This window comes from Arthrobacter sp. TmtSoilC77 (genome assembly GCF_059739415.1).
In genome coordinates this window covers 2,569,786-2,586,625 of sequence record NZ_AP046050.1, presented here as the reverse complement: position 1 = coordinate 2,586,625, position 16,840 = coordinate 2,569,786, and the positions used below count along the sequence as shown (strand labels likewise).

Below are 16,840 nucleotides of genomic sequence, written 5' to 3'. Positions count from 1 at the left end.
TCGGTCAGTAAGTTCCAGCAGGTCGTTCAATAGGCGCCGGAGGGCTGGATCATGGCCCTGAAGGTGCGCCACATGATCATCAGGTCGCCTGCTATCGACCAGTTTTCGACGTAGTACAGGTCCAGCCGGACGGCTTCATCCCAGGGAAGATCGGATCGTCCATTGATCTGCCACAAGCCGGTAATTCCGGGTTTGATTAGCAGCCGGCGATGGGTATGCCGTTCGTAGCCACTGACTTCGCGAAGGAGCGGCGGACGGGGGCCCACCAAGCTCATGTTCCCGGCCAGCACATTCCAGAACTGGGGTAGCTCGTCCAAGGAGTACTTGCGCATCCAACGGCCGCACTTGGTGACCCGGGGATCCTCCCGCATCTTGAAGAGGACGCCGGCTCCCTGGTCCTTTCCGCTGAGTTCTTCCAGCCGCGCTTCGGCATCGACCACCATGGAACGGAACTTCAGCATCTGGAAGGTGGTGCCTCGCCTACCGATCCGTTCCTGCCGGAAAAGCACTGGACCCGGGCTGTCCAACCTGACTATCAGCGCCAAAACAGCCAGCAGGGGCGCCAGGCAAAGCAAAGCAGTAGCCGAAACCACAATGTCCATGAGGCGCTTGAGCGTGTGTTTGCCACCGGAGTAGTGCGGAATATCCACGTGCATCAGGGGCAGGCCCTCAACGGGGCGCCAGTGGATACGTGGGCCAGCCACGTTGGTCAGCGTTGCTGCCAGGACGAGTTCGGCGGCATCTTCTTCCAGGCGCCAGCCCAACTCCTGGATGAACTGGTTGCCGCCAGGGACCGGACCGGCAACGATCACCGCGTTGGCGCCCGTCTGACGCACAGTATGGGCAATGCCGTAAATCGACGACAAGACGGGGACCCGCACGTTATCCACCACCAGGACGGCGCCACGCCGGGCACCTGGAAGGCACGCCCCCAGGATGTTGTACGCGGCACCGGACTTCCGGTTGATTTGCCTGATGACGTATCTGACGTCCTGTGGCTCCCCCACCACAATGGCACGGGAGAGGCAGCGGCCGCGCGACTTTTCGAACGTTAGCCAGCGGCGGAACATCCACCGGCTGCCTGTCAGGGACACCAAGCCCACGGGCAGGGACACCAGAACGAAGGAGCTTGCGGACTCCAGCCGGAATACGACTGCCACGAGCCCCAGAAAGCCGAAAACGCGCAGGCTTGCGGACAGGACCCGCTTGTATTCTTCGGGCCCAACGCCGAGTACTTTCGGATCCCTTGTCCGGTAGACCTCCAGTGCTCCCAGCCAGGCAATGCCAAGTATGAAGCCGAGCATAAGCTGGCGCTCGTGTCCCGCGCCGCCCGCCGCAACGGCAAGGCCGTCAGTGTTCAGAAGGAAACCTGACGTGACTGCTGCCGCTACCAAGGCGCTGTCGGCCAGTCGAAGACTGTTGGTGAGCAACCGTGTCCAGCCATACCGGCGGGCCAGGGCGGAGGTGCTGCGGGAGCGGCGGTGGGTGACTGGCGGCTTGAGGTCCAGGGTGACATCTGCCCTCAATGCCGCCAGTCCCGCCTTTTCAGTCCGTTGTGCAGCAACGGACTTGTCAATCCAGGGAGACACCGGCGGATTGACATCGGCGACGGCAGGTTTGGCTGTGAACGCCGCGCCCAAGGAAAAGGGATGCGCACCCTGTGGTGCCCCCACCTTGCCCGAACGCAAGACTGGAACCTTTACCATGTCAGCCTTCTTCGCAGACCTGCCATTGCCTACAACCCAGTGAAGCGGCGGCGGTCAGGAGGCGCACCAGTAGTCTGTACTCAAGTTTGCGCAGCTTTACCCATGGCTCCTACGTGCGAGTACCTACCTGGCTGATGCAGGACTACGTGCTCCAAGCGTCACGAAACCAGCGAAAACCGCTACATTCCGGGCTGCAAGCAGGACAAACAGGGCGCGAAACGACACAAAAAACCGGCCACCGCAGGTGGCCGGTTGTTGCTTGTTACAGAAGGCTCCTAGTCCTCCAGGCTTTCGAGGTCTTCGTCCAGGACCTCATCATCGTCCTCTTCCTCGTCATCAAACACCTGGAGCGGAGTAACCTCGGAATATGCCTCGTACAGGGCGTCTTCGTAAACCTCGAAGGCATCTGCGACGGCGAAGAACGCCGCCTCGACGTTGGGGTCACCCTCGCCCCGGCGGGCTGAAGCGGCGGCCAAGTGCTCTTCCAGGGCAGCAGTCAATGACTGAAGCGCGACACGCGGATCGATGCTCATGACTTCACGTTAGCCCGAAAAGGACGAAAATGGAGAGGGATGAAGGAACAATTTCGAGGCAGCTCCGAAGAGCGCCAACGTGACTATGCACGTCAGTACGAGTACCTCGTACTGACGGTAGGACCTGACGATTCACTGCCCGAAGCCCGGCGTCGGCTCGCTGAGCACTCGGAGTACGGGAAGTGGGAGCTGGAACGCAGCCGGCTATACCTCGGCGGCGGCAGACGCTTCTGGTTGCGCCGAAAAGTCTATTCCGTGCAGCGCACTGTCTAGTCAGCTGTCCCGTCTCCTCAGCTGTCAGGTTCCTCAGTTGTCAGGTTTCTCAGTTGTCCAGGGGCCCAAGCCAGGCGCTCGCCACCGTGTTGTGCGCCGATTCGTCATTGGACGGGTGGAAAATTCCAGCGAGTACGTCCCGGTAGAGGCGTTCCAGTTCCGAGCCGCGGAAGTAGCTGGATCCTCCCGTGACCCTGATCGCCAAATCCACCACGTAACGGGCATTTTCCGTGGCGCGCGACTTGAGTCCAACAAGCTTGGGGAACCACTGGGCTCCATGGTCCACCAGGTTGTCGATGTCGCGGGCAACGCTCGACAACTGGGGATAAATGCCGTCCATGGCCAGGGCCGCGTCGGCAACTTTCCAACGGATGTCCGGGTCCTGGGCGAAACTGCGTCCGCCGTGTTTCGCCGAGACCCTTCGCTTGACGCTTTCAATGCCCAGCATGAACGCACGCTCCGCCAACCCGGTGTAGACCGCTGCCAACAAGGTCTCAAAGCAGGCAAAAATCGCGAATATCAGTAAGTCCTGGTTAGGCCCGACAGGCAGTTTACGGAAGATCCGCTCCGATGGAACCGCCGCTCCCTTCAACAGGGTGGTGTTCGAGGCACTGGCCCGCATGCCCAGGGTGTCCCAATCGTTGAGGGTTTCGTGCCCGGGTTCATCACGATGGATGAATCCGAAAACCAACTCGCCCTCTCCGTTTCTGGCGTTTGCGTCCTTGCCGAACGTTCCCAGACGGGTCCAACCACGGGAGAGGCTCGTGAAGATCTTCCGTCCGGTGAATCGATAACCACCGTCAGGCAACGGCTCCGCAAGGGTCGTGGAATCGAACAGCATTGAATCGTTGCCCGCTTCCGAAATTCCGAAAGCGAACACTTCCCCCTTGCCGGCTTCCTTCAGCACGAAGTCCAGCGAGTCGTCCCCCCTTGCAGCCATGACATGCGCGACGCCGGTCCAGACCAGATGCATGTTGACTGCCAGTGCTGTGGCCGGGGCTGCCGTGGCGAGGCGCTGCTGCAACGCAGCTACCGCTTCCAGACCAAGTCCCAGACCGCCGTCGGCGACTGGCACGAACAGTTTCAGGTAACCGGCGGCAGCCAGCTCTTCGAGGTCTTCATGGAAGAAGAGATTGTCGTGGTCATATCCAGCCGCCCGCCCGCGGAGCCGCTCCAACAGCGCATCCGGAAGGATTTCCTCTGGATTCATAGCCCACCGTCTTTCCTGAAGATTGCGTTTAGTAGTTGCTCAGCAGCTTGTTGAGGACCCGCGCGCCGAACTGCAGGGACTCTGCCGGAACCCGCTCGTCCACCCCGTGGAACATGCCCGTGAAATCAAGCTCGTCGGGCAGCATCAGTGGAGCGAAGCCGTAGCCGGTGATGCCGATCTTGCTCAAGGACTTGTTGTCTGTCCCTCCCGAGAGGGTGTAGGGAAACACCTTGGCGCCCGGGTCCTCGGAGTGCAAGGCGTCGATCATGGAGTCAACGAGGTTGCCGGCAAACGGCACCTCCAGGGAGACATCCTTGTTGACGTAGCTGATCTCGATGCCATCCCCGGCAAGCTCCTTGATGGTTTCGAACACCAGTTCCTGCTGGCCCGGCAGCGTTCGGCAATCCACGAAGGCCTCGGCCGATTCCGGGATGACGTTGTGCTTGTAGCCCGAGCGGAGCAGGGTGGGGTTGGAGGTATTTTGCAGCGTTGCTCCCACGAAACGGGCGACGGTGCCAAGCTCCTTGAGCAGGATGTCCGGGTTGTCGGCGTCAAACTCCACGCCAGTGAGTTCGGTGACGCCGTCCAGGAACTGCCTGGTGGTGGGAGTCAGTTCCACAGGCCACTTGTATTCGCCGATTCTGGTGACGGCCGCCGCGAGCCGGGTGATCGCGTTGTCCGTATTGATTTGCGAGCCGTGGCCGGCCCGTCCATGGGCAACCAGCCGCAACCAGGACAAGCCCTTTTCGGCAGTTTGAAGCAGGTACGTGCGCTGGCCACCGATAGTCGCGGAGAATCCACCCACTTCGGAGATGGCCTCGGTGGCGCCATCGAACAATTCGCGGCGGTGCTCCACGGCATACCGGGCGCCATAGGTGCCGCCGGCTTCCTCGTCCGCGAAGAAGGCGAAAATGATGTCCCGCTTGGGCCTGCGGCCAGTCCTGGCGAAGTCCCGCATTACCGAAAGGATCATGGCATCCATGTCCTTCATGTCCACGGCACCGCGACCCCAGATCAGTCCGTCCTTCAGCTCACCGCTGAAGGGGTCAACGCTCCACTGATCCTTCAGGGCCGGTACAACGTCCAAGTGTCCGTGGACCACCAACGCGTCAGCTGAAGGGTCCTCCCCCGCCATGCGCGTGACGACGTTGGCACGTCCCGGTGCAGACTCGAAAATCTCGGCCTCAAGACCTACTTCCGTGATCAGGCCAGCCGTGTACTCCGCAGCAGCACGTTCGCCCGGTCCTGTGTCGTCGCCGAAGTTGGAGGAGTCGATCCGGATGAGCTCCTGGCAGATCCGGACAACTTCGTCTTCGGGGCGGATGACAGACATGGAAATTCTCCTTGCGTTGGCTGGGCTGCAGGTGCCGGCGACGCGCACTGCGGACCCCGCAGCTCTACCGTCCCGTGTTTCACCAGCCTACTCACCGCAAGCGCCTTCAGTTGAGCAATTCCGGGCGCCGCCACGCGTTGAAAGCCTCTAGGCCGTCCTGACCAGCACCGATTTTTTAGTTGCTTCAAATCGTGTTAGAGTTTTTCTCGCTGCTTCGGAGGAAAGTGAAGCACCGGAAGGTGCAGATTGGCTTCTCTGAACACCACCTGCGCGGGTGGCGGAATGGCAGACGCGCTAGCTTGAGGTGCTAGTCCTCGAAAGGGGGTGGGGGTTCAAGTCCCCCTCCGCGCACAAAGAAGGCCCCGGGAAACCGGGGTTTTTTTGTTCCCTCAACCATGCTGGGTCCATTCCAGTCATGGGTGGCGTTTACTAAGCCAACGGCCAGCCCCTCCATGACTCCAAGGCCACCCGTTTGATCTGTCCGGCCGGAAACCATTCCACATGATAGTCCCGCCGATCATCCATCCATTCCACAAGGCCGTAGGTCCGTGTGTACTTGATGGCCCGTCCATACACCTCACCAACACGGACAAGCGGTTGGGCGGCCGGCTCAAGCTCCATGATCTTGCCATCGTCAGGCTTCGGGTGGTTGGCCTCCGCCTCGGTCTGCAACATCATGCGGGCGAAAGCTTTGGAGTCTTGCTTGGGTCTCATAAACCAAGAATAGAACATATGTTCGAATGCGGCCGACCGTTTGCCCAGGGCCCCTCTCAATTGCCTTGGCTGGCAGCTTTCTCCACCGCTGCCAGCATACTTTCGAAGGTCGCCCTCAGCATTCGGTCAATCAAAGGACCCGTCAGGCGGCCGACGGGCCCACCTCTGGGCACATAGCGGTAGTCAAAGGTGAGCGCGGTCCCTTCGCCATCTGGCTGGAGGACGAGCCTGGAGTCGGCTTCTTTGAAGGGCACCAGCGCCGATGGCTCGTTCCTCGTGCCCAGGGCGCGGCCTTGCTCCCATTCGGTGACGGTTTCGATCATCGAGCCGACGGGCGACAAATGTACCCGACGGCGGGCACCCAGCCCTTGGGTCCTGTTACCGATGGTTTGTGATGCCCTTAGGCCGTTCCAGACGTCAGCGAGGTTGCCGAAATCCGCTAAAACAGCCCAGATGGAGTCACTGGTTGCAGCTGCTTGTCGCCGTACGGTCAGGTGGCGTTCCCTCATGATCATCACTCCGCGCCAATGGAAATTGCCTGGCTCATCGCTTGAGCGATGTGCCGCGCCCCTGAACGTGCCGCTCCTGCGGACTACGTCGAACTGCAAGAACGGGGTCGGCCGCGTCCAGCGTCAAACGGGGAAGCTTGGCAAGTCTTCTCCACAGAAGGTAGATCCGGACATCCACACCGTTGCGTTCGAACCGCGACATGAAGACGTCCCTGCAGGATGAGTAGCACAGTCGAAGGGATTCCCGAAGACCACCAAATTGCGCCGACCTCACCAGCAGAAGACCCACATGACCTACGAGCACCGGCACCAGAAACAGAGCTGGCGTGTGGCACCACTTGAAGCGAAGTTCGCTACGCCAGCGCAGTTGGCGCCTACGCAGAGGTTGGCGGTCAGCATTCGGGCAGTGCTGCACCGGATCCGAAGTTCCGTGCCTGACTACGAGGCCCGAAGCCAACAGTCGAATCGATAAATCCGATTCTTCGCAATAGAACCTATAGGACTCACGCAAACCACCGCAGGCAAGCACAGCATCGCGGCGCAGAGCATGCGCCGCGCCGATAAAGCTACGGGCAAGCTGAACGGTACCGCTGGATTGGTCGCCCTGCATGAGGGCGCCGTTCTCGGCAAAGGGGACTGCAACTGCGGCAATCGCAGGCGACGAGAAATCGGCCACCGTTTGCCGGGCCGTGGAGGCAGATGTGAAGTACGCGTCATCATCGAGGATGAGGACGAGTGGAGTTGATGCTGCCCGGATACAGATGTTCCGGGCAGCTATCAAACCGACATTCTCCTGACCCGTAATAAGGTCGACGGCGGGAAACTGCTCTCGAACCACCTCTGAAGTGCCGTCCGAGGATGCATCGTCATAGACGATGATGGGAATTGCGGGTTCCTGGGCGAGGGCGCTCGAGAGCAGCCTCTTCAGGTCATCAACTCGGTTGTAGGTCGAGACGCACAAACTTATCTGGTTCATGTGGCAAGACTCTCCTCCTGCGGGCTGTCCGTCTGAAGAGAATATCCCGCCCCCAAGGATTTAAGGAGGGCCTAAGACAAGGGAGCCACGCTGCCCCTGAAGTGACGCCGGCCGCTGCGCGGGTTCCACGCCACGTAGTCCGAATGCTGCCAAGCCCCGGATTCCGCCTGGATGGTGGAGATGTCCAGCGCCACCCGGGCCGGCAGGAATACCGGCGCTTCAAACGTCACGTCCCAGGCGAAGGCATCAGACTTGACCGCTCCGACATCTGCCAACGCCCGGGAGGCAAGGTACATGCCGTGGGCAATGGATCCCCTCAGGCCCAATGCTTTGGCCGATAGGACGCTCAGATGGATGGGATTGAAATCGCCCGACACGGCGGCATAACTGCGTCCGATGTCCAGGTCCAGTTGCCACAGGGCCGTGGGGTCCGGCGGGGAAAAATTGCCATTGTCCCCGGAGCCGCTTGAGTTTCCGGGCTTGTCGATACCAGGCAGGAAGACCCCTTTCGCAAGGTATGTGGATACTCCCCGCCACAGCAGTTCGCCTGAGGAGCTGGAGCGGACTTCGGCGATGACATCCACTTGCGTACCCGCCCGATGACCCGAAAGGTTCTCTGACCAGGACCTGATGTCCAGGGCTTCTGTGAACTGAATGGGAACCTGCTGCTCTACATGGTTCCTGAGGTGGATCATCCCGAGCAACGGCAACGGAAAATCATCCCGGTTCATCACGCTCATGGACACCGGAAAGGCCAGTGCGTGCACGAATCCTGCTGGCAGGATGTCACTGGCGGTCTCCCCCAAAAGGTGCTGGTAGGCGGTCAGGTTGGCGACATCCGCCTGGACTCCCATGACCTCGTGGCTAACGGCCGGCAATGTCGCCTGCCCCGCCGATGACCCCAGAACGCGGCGGCGGGCGGCAGTTGCCGCTGCATTCATGTAGAGCTTGGGCAGCGACGGCAGCTCCCCAAGGATGACCGGCTGCGGTTTGTTCATGCTCCCACCAGTTGCTGTCCACACACGCGAAGGACTTCGCCCGAGATTCCTCCCGCGGCATCGCTCGCAAGGAAAGCGATGGCCTCCGCCACGTCCTGTGGCTGGCCACCCTGCCTCAGGGAATTGGCTCTTCGCGCTGCTTCACGTATGACGAATGGCATCCGGGCAGTCATCTCTGTCTCAATAAACCCTGGTGCTACAGTGTTGATCGTCCCCCCGAAGGACTCCATGAGCGGCGCAGTTGAGCGCACCATTCCAATCACGCCACCCTTGGACGCGGCGTAGTTGGTTTGGCCCCTGTTGCCGGCAATGCCGCTGGTGGATGCCACCGCAACGATGCGCGGCTTTTCCTTGAAGTGCTCCGATGCCAGGAGGGCCTCATTGATCCTCAGTTGCGCGGCGATGTTGACGGCGATGACAGACTGCCAGCGGCCCTCATCCATGTTCGCCAGGAGCCGGTCGCGCGTGATGCCGGCGTTATGGACTACGATGTCGAGCCTGCCATGGCGTTCCATTGCGTGGTCGATCATCCGGTGACCGGCGTCGTCACGGGTGATGTCGAGTTGGAGGGCAGTCCCACGGACCTCGTTGGCCACTGCCGCCAAATGATCCCCCGCGGCAGGGACATCCACCAGCACCACCTTTGCCCCGTCACGGTGGAGCGTCCGGGCGATCGCGGCACCAATGCCCCGCGCGGCACCAGTGACGACGGCTACTTTTCCGGCGAGGGGCTTCCCGGCGTCAAAGGGCAGGCTGCCGGCGGAGGAGCTGATCGTCAGGAACTGGCCATCCACATAGGCGGAGCGGCCTGAAAGGAAGAACCGGAGGGCTCCCAGGGCTGACGGGCTTGTGGTGGCTAGATCCTCATCGAGGAGAATGCCATTGGCGGTGGCACCGGCGCGCAATTCCTTGGCCAGTGAACGCAGCAGGCCATCGATGCCCTGCCGGGCCGCCGCCGCAGCAGGAGCTGGTGCCGACTGGGCTGTTCTTGAGAGCGTAATGACGCGTCCGTTGGGCGAGAGGTCGCGCAAGGAAGCGCCAAGTGTCAGCATTGGCTTGCCCAGGTCCTCCGGGTGCTGCACGGCGTCGAGGACAACGATGATGGCCCCGAGCTTTTCCTTCGGCAATGCATGACGGCGAATGTCCAGGCCCCAACCAAGAAGCGTGGTGGCAAGGTCATCTGCGCCCAGGCTGTCGCCGTTTACCAGCACCGGCCCAGCGATAAGCGGTGCGCCTGGCTGGTGTCGGCGGAGTTCAACCGGCTGCGGCAGGCCGAGCCTTTTGGCGACGTCCTTTCCCAGTCCTTTGCTGACGATTTTGGCGTATTTGTCTGTCATCACGCTCCCCTAGGCTGCTTCCAGAATGGCAACAACGCCCTGCCCGCCGGCGGCGCACACGGAAATCAGGCCACGTGCCGGCCTTCCATCCACAGCTCCCTTTTCATGGAGCATCTTTGCCAGCGAGGCCACGATCCTGCCACCGGTTGCTGCAAATGGGTGCCCGGCAGCAAGTGAAGAACCGTTGACGTTGAGCTTGGTGCGGTCCACCTTCCCCAGCGCGCCGTCCAGCCCCAACCGCGTTCGTCCGAAGTCCTCATCTTCCCAGGCGGCCAGGGTGCTGAGGACGGTCCCGGCGAAGGCCTCATGGATTTCGAAGAAGTCGAAGTCCTCAAGGGACAGCCCATGGCGGGCGAGGAGGCGCGGTACGGCAAAGACCGGCGCCATCAGAAGTCCGTCCTTGCCGTGGACAAAGTCGACGGCGGCTGCCTCACCGTCCAGGACGGTGGCGAGCTTGGGCAGGCCCCGGCTGTCCGCCCACTCCTCGGTGGCAAGCAAGACCGTTGCGGCACCATCGGTCAGCGGCGTCGAATTGCCGGCGGTCATGGTGGCCTCGGATCCCAGGTTCCTGCCAAAGACAGGCTTCAGTGTGGAGAGCTTCTCCAACGTGGTGTCTGCGCGAAGATTCGAGTCCCGGTTGAGGCCGCGGTACGGAGTAATGAGGTCCTCGAAGAAGCCGCGCTCGTACGCGTCGGCGAGGTTGCGGTGGCTGTTAAAGGCCAGTTCGTCCTGTGCCTCCCGGCTGATCTTCCACTGTGCCGTAGTGAGGGCTTGATGTTCGCCCATGGACAGGCCGGTGCGTGGTTCGCCGGTGTTGGGAGCATCCGGGGCCAGGTCCTTTGGCCGGATGCGCGCCAGGACCTTCAGCTTCTGGACGGAGGTCTTTGCGCGGTTGAGGTCCAGCAGGATTTCCCGCAGCCCCTCGCTGACGGCGATCGGGGCATCGGACGCGGAGTCAACGCCACCGGCGATCGCGGATTCGATCTGGCCCAGCTTGATCTTGTTGGCAAGCCCAAGCACGGTTTCCAGTCCCGTGGCACATGCCTGCTGAAGGTCGTACGCGGGTGTCTCCGGAGATAACGCCGAACCCAGTACAGCCTCACGGGTGAGGTTGAAGTCGCGGGAATGCTTCAGCACGGCTCCGGCCGCTACTTCACCGATCCGTTCATCCTGCAACCCGAAGCGCGCGATCAGTCCATCCAGCGCAGCAGTAAGCATGTCCTGGTTGGAGGACTTCACATAAGCGCCGCCTGTGCGGGCAAACGGGATGCGGTTTCCCCCAACGATCACGGCAGAACGCGTGCCTTGTATGCCCTTGCCCTGCTCTGCGCTTGCGAAGCCGCCTGTACCTGTTCCCGCGGTACCAGTCCCGGCTGTACCTTTGTTCGTGCCCGCGGGTGCGTCTGCTGCAGCCATGCTTGACTCCTTCGATGAATACCAGTTACTGATACCCAGCGTACCTGATACGCTGGGTATCGTGAACCGTCGCCGTACAGATTTTCCGAACGCACCCCAAGCTGGTGCTTTTGATGCCGCCACGGAGTCCGGCAACGCCAACCCGGACCCTGCGGTAGATGGGCGTGCCGCCAGATGGCAGAGCCATCGCGAGGAGCGTCGGCGCGAGCTCATCAAGGCAGCACGCAGGGCTGTGCATGCCTTGGGCAGCGAGGCGTCCATGGAAGACATCGCCGGTGCCGCGGGCACGTCAAAGTCGGTGTACTACCGCTATTTCGGCGATAAGGCAGGCCTTCAACAGGCCATGGGTGAAGTGGTTCTGGGGCAAATGCAACGCCGCATGAAAGAAGCGGCCCAATCGGCGCTGACACCACGCGAAGGCCTCTACGCCATGGTTTCGGCCTACCTGCAAATGGCGGAATCCAGCCCCAACGTTTATGCGTTCATCACCCGGTTGACGCCCGGGGAAGCTTCCTCGCAGGATGCCATTGCCGCGTCGGGCGCGCTGGGAAACTTCTTCGAACAGATCACCGACATGATCGCCACCCCCATGCGGCAGTACCTCGGTGCAGAGAAAGAAGCATTGATCGAGTACTGGCCAACTGCAGCCATTGGGCTCGTTCGGAATGCGGGTGAAATGTGGCTGGGAAGCCCTGCCTCCGATAGTAAACCGAACCAGGCCACCATGGCCGGGCACATCACGGACTGGCTATGCCTGGGCATCGCTCCTGAACTCAAAGCAGCCAACTGACATGAGCAATGATCCATCAGTTGTAAGAACCAAAGAAGGAATCAACATGACTGAAGTAGTGGACCGGGCGCCATCAGCCCGTCAACCATCCGGCCGCGAGGATGCGGCCATGCACACCAGCGGCTCCAGCCAGCAGGGTGGGGACCCGGTGGTGGATGTCGCGGCACTGGGTGAACAGCTCTTGGGCAAGTGGGCCCACATCCGGCGCCAGGCCCGCCAAATAGCAGGTCATCCTGACGTCCGGAAAATTGAAGGCCTCCATCACACCGAACACCGGTCCCGCGTGTTTGAACAGTTGAAGTTCCTGGTGGATAACAATGCCGTGCACCGGGCGTTTCCTACCCGCCTGGGGGGCTCCGATGACCACGGCGGAAACATTGCCGGGTTCGAAGAACTCGTCACGGCCGATCCCTCCCTCCAGATCAAAGCAGGTGTTCAATGGGGCCTCTTTGGCTCTGCCGTCATGCACCTTGGGACCCGGGAGCACCACGACAAATGGCTCCCCGGCATCATGAGCCTGGCCATTCCGGGCTGTTTCGCGATGACTGAGACGGGCCATGGCTCCGACGTCGCGAGCATCGCCACGACGGCCACCTATGACGAAGCGAACCAGGAATTCGTCATCAACACCCCCTTCAGGGCAGCCTGGAAGGACTACATCGGCAACGCAGCAAATGATGGCCTGGCCGCCGTCGTGTTTGCGCAGCTGGTAACCAAGAACGTTAACCACGGCGTCCACGCCTTCTATGTCGAGCTTCGCGACCCCACCACTAAAGAATTCCTGCCAGGCATCGGCGGGGAGGATGACGGCATCAAGGGTGGCCTGAACGGCATCGACAACGGCAGGCTCCATTTCACGGATGTCCGTATCCCCCGCACCAACCTCCTGAACCGCTACGGCGACGTAGCTGTGGATGGCACATATTCATCAACCATCGAGAGCCCGGGCCGCCGCTTCTTCACGATGCTCGGAACCCTGGTCCAGGGCCGGGTCTCTCTGGACGGGGCAGCCGTGGCGGCCAGCAAGGTAGCACTCAAAACAGCCATCCAGTACGCCACCGAGCGCCGTCAGTTCAACGCTTCCTCCCCCACCGACGAGGAAGTCCTGCTGGACTATCAGCGTCACCAGCGGCGCCTTTTCACCCGGCTTGCTACGACCTACGCCGCCGGTTTTGCCCACGAGCAACTCCTGCAAAAGTTCGACGACGTCTTCTCCGGTGCCCACGACACCGACGCCGACCGCCAGGATCTGGAAACCTTGGCGGCCGCGCTGAAGCCCCTCAGCACCTGGCATGCTCTGGATACCCTGCAGGAATGCCGCGAAGCCTGTGGTGGCGCGGGCTTCCTGATCGAGAACCGCTTTGCCTCGCTGCGCGCGGACCTTGACGTTTACGTGACTTTTGAAGGCGACAACACAGTCCTGCTGCAGTTGGTGGCCAAGCGGCTACTGGCTGACTACGCCAAGGAATTCCGCAGTGCCGACTTCGGCGTGCTTGCGCGCTATGTAGTGGACCAGGCCGCAGGTGTCGCCTTGCACAGGACGGGCCTGCGCCAAGTTGCCCAGTTCGTAGCTGACACGGGCTCGGTGCAGAAAGCAGCACTGGCTTTGCGCGACGAGGAAGGCCAGCGGACCCTGCTGACCGACCGCGTGCAGTCCATGGTGGCCGAAGTAGGTGCTGCGCTGAAGGGTGCCAATAAGCTGCCGCAGCACCAGGCGGCAGCCCTGTTCAACCAGCACCAGCATGAACTCATCGAAGCCGCTCAAGCCCATGCCGAGCTCCTCCAGTGGGAAGCCTTCACGGAGGCGTTGGCGGAGGTTTCCGATGAGGGAACCAAGCGGGTCCTCACCTGGCTGCGGGATCTGTTCGGGCTTTCGCTCATCGAGAAGCACTTGTCGTGGTATCTCATGAACGGCCGGCTGTCGATGCAACGCGGCCGGACCGTAGGGACGTACATCAACCGGCTGCTGGTCAAGATCCGCCCCCATGCGCTGGACCTCGTGGACGCCTTTGGGTACGGACCCGAGCACTTGCGCGCGTCAATCGCGACCGGCGCCGAAGCACGCCGCCAGGATGAGGCCAGCACCCACTTCCGTAAGCAGCGCGCCAGCGGCTCCGCGCCGGCCGACGAGAAGTCGTTACTGGCCCTGAAAGGGTCAAAGTCCCGGTAGCAGGATGTGATTTCCGAATGGTGAACTTTTTTGGAAGTTTCGCCAAAGCGCGACGGCGCCGTCCCCACTCAAGGGGGCGGCGCGGTCGTCGTTTTGCCTGCTTTCCAGGACGGTCAGCTGCTCAGCCGAGCACGGACCGGTACACCTCAAGCGTGGTTTCAGTGATGGACTCCCACGAGAAATGTTCCTCGGCACGTCGCCGGCCAGCAATGCCCATCTTGCGGGCGCGCGCTGGATCCGCAACTACATCGTTCAGGGCTGCAGCGAAATCGGCCACGAATTTTTCAGGATCAAGCGGTGTTCCCGTGCCGTCAGTGACCTGCTCCAAGGGAACCAGGAGGCCGGTCTCGCCGTGCTGGACAACCTCTGGAATGCCGCCCGTAGCACTTGCCACCACTGCGGCGCCGCAAGCCATGGCTTCAAGGTTCACGATGCCCAGCGGTTCGTAAATGGAGGGGCAGGCGAATGCTGTTGCATGGCTGAGGACCTGGATGAGTTCCCGGCGTGGCAGCATCCGCTCAATGAGGATCACGCCCTCACGCTTGCTTTGGAGCTCCTCAATGAGGCGCGCTGTCTCAGCTGCCAATTCGGGAGTGTCAGCTGCACCAAGGCAGAGGACCAGTTGAACATCGGCGGGAAGGCTGGAAGCGGCGCGCAACAGGTAGGGGACGCCCTTTTGTCGCGTGTTCCGGCCAACGAACACCACACTTGGCTTGGCGGGATCCATGCCCAACGCGCGGATGGCGTCGTCCTCTTCGTCCCGTTCCCACAGGGAAACGTCGATCCCGTTATGTACCACCCGGACTTTGTCGGGATCAACGTCAGGGTAGCTGCGCAGGATGTCCTGCCGCATTCCATCGGATACGGCGATGATCGCCGCGGCAGCTTCGTAGGCTGTCTTCTCCACCCATGAGGACAACGCGTAGCCACCGCCGAGCTGTTCGGCCTTCCACGGACGCAGCGGTTCCAGGCTGTGGGCGCTCAGTACATGGGGAATGCCATGCAGCAGCGAAGCGAGGTGTCCTGCCATGTTCGCGTACCAGGTGTGCGAGTGGACGAGATCCGCTCCCGCAATATCCGGAACGATCCGAAGATCCACGCCCAACGTCTGGAGGGCAGCATTGGCGTCGCCAAGGTCGTGGGGTGTGGCGTAGGAGTCCACGGTGGCCCCGTGGTAGTCGGCCTCACGTGGGGCGCCAAACGCCCGGACGTGAAGATCCACGTGCTTCGCCAGCACACGGCTGAGCTCGGCAACGTGGACACCGGCACCGCCATAAATTTCCGGAGGGAATTCTTTAGTCACAATGTCTATTCGCACGTTACCCAACGTAGTCGTTCCGGCTTATGTGTTCTAGTGTGAAAGGGTCCGGAAAATCGGACTTTTGGGGGCTACGAAGACGTACGGGGAGCTATGACCATGGCGTTGAAGAAAGTATTGGCAATCGTGTTGGCTGGCGGCGAAGGCAATCGCCTCATGCCTTTGACGGCGGACAGGGCGAAGCCAGCGGTTCCGTTTGCGGGAGGCTACAGGCTTATTGACTTTGCACTATCGAATCTGGTCAATTCGGGATATTTGAAAATCGTGGTTCTGACGCAGTACAAATCGCACAGCCTTGACCGACATATCTCCGAGACCTGGCGCATGTCCACACAGTTGGGCCGCTACGTAGCTTCCGTACCCGCGCAACAGCGAGTCGGCAAGAGCTGGTTCCTTGGCAGCGCCAACGCCATCTACCAGTCCCTGAACCTTATTCACGATGACGCTCCGGACATTGTGGTTGTGGTCGGCGCAGACCACGTCTACCGCATGGACTTCTCACAAATGGTGGAACAGCACATTGCCAGCGGCGCGAAGGCTACCGTAGCAGCCGTGCGGCAGCCGCTGAACATGGCCAACCAATTCGGTGTGATTGAAGTTGACCAGAACGATCCCCAGAAGATCGCGGCATTCGTGGAGAAGCCGGCCAGCACGCCCGGGCTTGCGGCCGATCCCACCCAGTTCCTCGCCTCCATGGGCAACTACGTCTTCAACGCCGACGCCCTCGTTGAAGCGCTTCACGTTGACGCCGAGCGACTGGATACAAAACACGACATGGGCGGGGACATCATTCCCTACTTCGTGGACAAGGGTGAGGCCGGGGTCTATGACTTCACGCTGAATGACATCCCTGGTGCCACCGAACGTGACCGTACGTACTGGCGGGACGTTGGCACCATCGACTCCTTCTACGACGCCCACGTTGACCTCATCTCCCCCGTTCCCATCTTCAACCTCTACAACTCCGAATGGCCCATCTACACCCGCCAGAGCATCTCGCCTCCCGCCAAGTTTGTCCGCGGCGGCAACAGCACGGTGGGTACCGCCCTGGACTCCATCGTGGCCAGTGGTGTGGTCATCTCAGGCGGCATCGTTGAAGGTTCCGTGCTCTCCAACGACGTCTTCGTGGAGGCTGGCAGCCGTGTCCAGGACTCAGTACTGATGGATAAGGTCCGCGTCGGCGAAGGTGCAGTGATCAAGAGGGCCATCCTGGACAAGAACGTCAAGGTCCCTGCCGGCGCCGCGATCGGACTGGACCCGGCGTTGGACAAGGCCCGTGGCTACAAGGTCACCGAATCCGGGATCACCGTCCTTGCCAAGGGACAGCTTGTTCCTGAACCCGGCGAAGAGGAGCTCGCGTTGTCCGCGGAGTACCGGCGGAGCCTGCCGGAAGCCGTTAAGGCTGCCACGCAGGATGACCCCGATATCCGGGATTCTGCCGAAAAGGTAGCTGCCGGCATCCAGGCCCGCGTAGTAGACACAGCATCACAGGGCGCCGGCCGCTAGGCTTCCGTCCATCACCGGCTGTGCTGGTAGAACCCGAGGCAGGCCCCAGGC

General features: G+C 61.5%; 15 protein-coding genes and 1 tRNA gene. 5 read left to right on the top strand and 11 right to left on the bottom strand.

From position 1 onward, the window contains the following. Positions 1 to 26: 26 nt before the first annotated feature. Positions 27 to 1,706: a sugar transferase gene (locus tag AC6I99_RS11880; protein WP_497945032.1), complete on the bottom strand. Its 1,680-nt coding sequence runs from the start codon at positions 1,704 to 1,706 to the stop codon at positions 27 to 29. A gap of 275 nt (positions 1,707 to 1,981) precedes the next feature. Next, on the bottom strand, positions 1,982 to 2,239 hold the full coding sequence (locus AC6I99_RS11875; protein ID WP_223932823.1) for a hypothetical protein: 258 nt from the start codon (positions 2,237 to 2,239) through the stop codon (positions 1,982 to 1,984). 39 nt (positions 2,240 to 2,278) lie between these two features. On the opposite strand from AC6I99_RS11875, the gene AC6I99_RS11870 reads away from it, so the two are divergent. Continuing rightward, the gene (locus AC6I99_RS11870) at positions 2,279 to 2,512 is read left to right on the top strand and encodes a DUF5703 family protein (protein WP_216925728.1); all 234 of its coding nucleotides are present in this window, start codon (positions 2,279 to 2,281) and stop codon (positions 2,510 to 2,512) included. A 49-nt stretch (positions 2,513 to 2,561) separates the two neighbouring features. Here the strand turns inward: AC6I99_RS11870 and AC6I99_RS11865 are convergent, their stop codons facing one another. Both AC6I99_RS11865 and AC6I99_RS11860 read right to left on the bottom strand, forming a co-directional pair. Then, the gene (locus tag AC6I99_RS11865; protein ID WP_497945033.1) at positions 2,562 to 3,722 is read right to left on the bottom strand and encodes an acyl-CoA dehydrogenase family protein; all 1,161 of its coding nucleotides are present in this window, start codon (positions 3,720 to 3,722) and stop codon (positions 2,562 to 2,564) included. Between the two features lie 28 nt (positions 3,723 to 3,750). Further along, the gene (locus tag AC6I99_RS11860) at positions 3,751 to 5,055 is read right to left on the bottom strand and encodes a M20/M25/M40 family metallo-hydrolase (RefSeq protein ID WP_497945034.1); all 1,305 of its coding nucleotides are present in this window, start codon (positions 5,053 to 5,055) and stop codon (positions 3,751 to 3,753) included. Between the two features lie 268 nt (positions 5,056 to 5,323). Here AC6I99_RS11860 and AC6I99_RS11855 point away from each other — a divergent pair. Continuing rightward, a tRNA-Leu gene (locus AC6I99_RS11855) sits at positions 5,324 to 5,406 on the top strand. Between the two features lie 78 nt (positions 5,407 to 5,484). Here the strand turns inward: AC6I99_RS11855 and AC6I99_RS11850 are convergent. The 6 genes from AC6I99_RS11850 to AC6I99_RS11825 all read right to left on the bottom strand — a co-directional run bounded on the left by AC6I99_RS11850 (position 5,485) and on the right by AC6I99_RS11825 (position 11,005). After that, positions 5,485 to 5,769 (bottom strand): hypothetical protein, encoded by a 285-nt coding sequence (locus AC6I99_RS11850; RefSeq protein WP_224090321.1) that lies wholly within the window; start codon positions 5,767 to 5,769, stop codon positions 5,485 to 5,487. 56 nt (positions 5,770 to 5,825) lie between these two features. Continuing rightward, a complete protein-coding gene (locus tag AC6I99_RS11845) occupies positions 5,826 to 6,278 on the bottom strand; it encodes an SRPBCC family protein (protein WP_497945035.1) in 453 nt (150 codons plus the stop codon). Between the two features lie 34 nt (positions 6,279 to 6,312). Further along, on the bottom strand, positions 6,313 to 7,254 hold the full coding sequence (locus tag AC6I99_RS11840; RefSeq protein ID WP_497945036.1) for a glycosyltransferase family 2 protein: 942 nt from the start codon (positions 7,252 to 7,254) through the stop codon (positions 6,313 to 6,315). Positions 7,255 to 7,325: 71 nt separating this feature from the next. Next, positions 7,326 to 8,252 carry a MaoC/PaaZ C-terminal domain-containing protein gene (locus AC6I99_RS11835; protein WP_497945037.1) on the bottom strand — a complete coding sequence of 309 codons (927 nt, stop codon included), beginning with the start codon at positions 8,250 to 8,252 and terminating at the stop codon, positions 7,326 to 7,328. Further along, positions 8,249 to 9,589 carry a 3-oxoacyl-ACP reductase gene (locus tag AC6I99_RS11830; RefSeq protein WP_497945038.1) on the bottom strand — a complete coding sequence of 447 codons (1,341 nt, stop codon included), beginning with the start codon at positions 9,587 to 9,589 and terminating at the stop codon, positions 8,249 to 8,251. Before AC6I99_RS11830 ends, AC6I99_RS11835 begins: the two co-directional genes overlap by 4 nt. A gap of 9 nt (positions 9,590 to 9,598) precedes the next feature. Continuing rightward, positions 9,599 to 11,005, bottom strand: a complete 1,407-nt coding sequence (locus AC6I99_RS11825) for an acetyl-CoA C-acetyltransferase (protein WP_497945039.1) — start codon at positions 11,003 to 11,005, stop codon at positions 9,599 to 9,601. Between AC6I99_RS11825 and AC6I99_RS11820 the strand changes: the two genes are divergently transcribed. Together AC6I99_RS11820 and AC6I99_RS11815 are read left to right on the top strand one after the other, a co-directional pair. Then, positions 11,004 to 11,795, top strand: a complete 792-nt coding sequence (locus AC6I99_RS11820; protein ID WP_497945040.1) for a TetR family transcriptional regulator — start codon at positions 11,004 to 11,006, stop codon at positions 11,793 to 11,795. The genes AC6I99_RS11825 and AC6I99_RS11820 overlap by 2 nt on opposite strands. 46 nt (positions 11,796 to 11,841) lie before the next feature. Continuing rightward, entirely contained in the window at positions 11,842 to 13,965 is a 2,124-nt protein-coding gene (locus AC6I99_RS11815; protein WP_497945041.1) for an acyl-CoA dehydrogenase family protein, read from the top strand. Between the two features lie 121 nt (positions 13,966 to 14,086). Here the strand turns inward: AC6I99_RS11815 and glgA are convergent, their stop codons facing one another. Beyond that, complete coding sequence (gene glgA, locus AC6I99_RS11810; protein ID WP_224164388.1) at positions 14,087 to 15,283, bottom strand: glycogen synthase; 1,197 nt, start codon at positions 15,281 to 15,283, stop codon at positions 14,087 to 14,089. A gap of 93 nt (positions 15,284 to 15,376) precedes the next feature. Here glgA and glgC point away from each other — a divergent pair, with 93 nt between their 5' ends. Further along, a complete protein-coding gene (gene glgC / locus AC6I99_RS11805) occupies positions 15,377 to 16,789 on the top strand; it encodes a glucose-1-phosphate adenylyltransferase (RefSeq protein ID WP_224090301.1) in 1,413 nt (470 codons plus the stop codon). Positions 16,790 to 16,840: the final 51 nt, after the last annotated feature.